The sequence below is a fragment of the Variovorax sp. P4_D9 genome, from assembly GCF_056401695.1.
This window is the reverse complement of sequence record NZ_JBFUIU010001050.1, coordinates 1-2643: the sequence shown is the minus strand read 5'-3', so window position 1 is coordinate 2643 and position 2643 is coordinate 1. Positions and strand designations below refer to the sequence as shown.

The window sequence follows — 2643 nt, the reverse complement described above, 5'->3', positions numbered from 1 at the left end:
CGCTGCGCCTCACCCCGGCGCGCTGGGCGAAGTTGCGGCGGCTAGGGATGGCGTGGCTGCACAAGGCGATCGACAAGGCCAAGGAGCCGAAGGCATGAGCGACGTAACGAAGATTCTTCGCGCTGCTTCGTTCGCAGCGTTTAAGCACCGCAATCAGCGACGCAAGGATGCTCACGCGTCGCCCTACATCAATCATCCCTTGGAGCTGGCGCGTGTCCTGTCGGAGGAAGGCGGCATCACCGATGCCGCGACGATCTGCGCCGCGCTGCTCCATGACACCGTCGAGGACACTGATACGACCGATGCCGAGCTGCAGCAGGAGTTCGGCGCCGAGGTGGCGGCGATCGTGCTCGAAGTAACCGACGACAAGGTGCTGCACAAGGCCGAACGCAAGCGACTGCAGATCGAGCACGCGGCGCACGCGAGCGAAAAGGCGAAGCTGGTGAAGTTGGCCGACAAGATCTGCAATCTGCGCGACATGGACACGAGCCCGCCTGCTGACTGGCCCGACCAACGCCGGCGCGAATACTTCGATTGGGCGAAGGAAGTGATCGACCAGGTGCGTGGCGTGTCACCGAAGCTGGAAGCAATCTTCGACGAGGCATACAGCGCGAGGAYCTGACAACCGCCAAGCCCCGCGGCGGTCAATGCGGGGCAGAAAAGGCGACGGCCAGAGAGGTGCGAACTCTCCAGCCGTCTACCACAACGTGCATCGAGAGCGATTCAAATGGTGGGGTGTGCGGACGTGTCACTTTCCATTGCCCTCAAGAGCAACCCATCTGCATTTGCCGGTGGCCAGTGAGCGCGGGCGAACGCCGCCAGTGCGGCCGCCCGCACGGCCCGACGAGGGCCACGGGCCTCACTCGGGCTTGAAGTCGATCGACTTGAGCGCCTCGCCCACGCGCTGGTAGTCGGCGCTCAGCGACTTGCTCAGCTCCTCGGGCGTGCGCGACGGCACGGCCTCGAGGCCCAGCTCCAGAAGGCGCGTGCGCACCGCCGGCTGCGCCAGCACCCTCAGCACGGCCTCGCGGATGCTGTTCTGCACCGCGGCGGGCACGTCGGGCTTGACCCACAGGCCCATCCACGCCACGGTCTCCAGCTGCGGGTAGCCGAGCTCCGCGAAGGTGGGCACGTCGGGCAGCAGGGCCGAGCGCTTGGGCGTGCTCACCGCGAAAGCCTTGACCTTGCCCGACTTGATCATCGGCAGCGAAGTCGCCATGCCGTCGAACATGAGCTGCACGTGGCCGCCCATCACGTCGGTCAGCGCCGGCGTGGATCCCTTGTAGCCGACATGGGTCATGTTGATGCCGGCGGCCTTGTTTAGCTGCAGGCCGATCACGTGCGAGACCGTGCCCGGCGTGTAGGAGGCATAGCTGACCTTGCCGGGGTTGCTCTTGACCCAGCTCATCAGCTCGCCGAAGTTCTTCGCCGGCACCCCGGGTCCACCCACCATCACCAGGCCGCCGCGGCCGAGCTCGACCAGGGGCTTGATCTCCTTGGACATGTCGTTGCGCATCTTGACGATGTGCGGGATCTCACTGACCAGCGAATTGACGCCCACCAGCACCGTGTAGCCGTCATGCGGGGCCTGCGACAGGTCGTTCACCGCGAGCACGCCGCCGGCGCCGGGCTTCGGGTCCACCACCACCGGCTGGCTGCTCTCCTTCGCGAGCCCATCGGCCACCAGGCGCGCGATGATGTCCGCCGATGCACCCGCAGGGCCGGCCGCGACGATGCGCACCGTCTTGTCGGGCCACTTCGCGGCCGGAGCCGCGTTCTGAGCCTGCGCCAGGCCGGCGAGGCCGAGCAGCGAGAGCAGAGAAGCCTGGGCGATGCGCCGCCTTGTCAGATTCGTTTTCATGTTCGACTTCCTATGTATTCATATCATTTGCACCATCGCCCTTTGCGCATCCACTGCGCATGAAGCCGAGGCCTGACTTTCGGGGAGCACCGGGGAACCGGCTTTGCCGGGCCGCCGGTGTTGCCCCCGGAGAATTGGGATCGGAGCGCCATGGAGCCCCCTCCTTGCGGGAGGGTGCCCCCACTTGATGGTGGTTCTCGCCGCCCTGCATGGCCAGTGAGCGCCGACTCATGGCCGCGCCTCCACTCGGGGCCGTTGAGCAGCGGACATTCGCGATTGGCGTTCGAACCGGATGGCATCCACTGACCCCACCGTTTGAATCGCTCTCCACCCCGTCTTACAGCAAATTCGACAAAGCCGGCAGCCTGAGGGGCCCCGCGGAAAGCCCCTACCGGCTTGTCCAATGTGGGCTGTGCTCTCGGTGAAAAGGCATATACTGACGTCGTCGTCCGAAGGCCAAGCGGAAGGCGCGAAAGGAACGCCGAAAGGGGAACCCGGTAGTGCAAACTGAGGAAGCTGGAGGATGACAGGCAGCCCGCCTCCGGATTATTCCGCTGGCGGGTTGTTCGTTTGTGCTGCGGTGAATCGGGCCAGCGCACTTCTCGCACAACTTCCGGGGAACGTTCCGATTCAATGTCGGGAAGTATTCGGACGTGCCGGTCAAGGGTTGATCGTCCTATTTCGTGCGGATTGATACGGTCCCGAGACGTTTTCCTTCGGTTTTCAACAACTCAAGTGCAGCGGCTTTCGCGCAGCCGTGCCGATAAGTGATTGTCGTGCGT

2 protein-coding genes are annotated in these 2643 nt (G+C 64.7%); one reads left to right on the top strand and one right to left on the bottom strand.

Annotation, left to right across the window (positions count from 1 at the left end):
- The first annotated feature begins 94 nt into the window (after nucleotides 1-94).
- Nucleotides 95-622, top strand: a complete 528-nt coding sequence (locus tag AC1DY5_RS50690; protein ID WP_478121859.1) for an HD domain-containing protein — start codon at nucleotides 95-97, stop codon at nucleotides 620-622.
- A 237-nt stretch (nucleotides 623-859) separates the two neighbouring features.
- Here AC1DY5_RS50690 and AC1DY5_RS50685 read toward each other — a convergent pair whose 3' ends face one another.
- Nucleotides 860-1861: a tripartite tricarboxylate transporter substrate binding protein gene (locus AC1DY5_RS50685; RefSeq protein WP_478121858.1), complete on the bottom strand. Its 1002-nt coding sequence runs from the start codon at nucleotides 1859-1861 to the stop codon at nucleotides 860-862.
- Nucleotides 1862-2643: the final 782 nt, after the last annotated feature.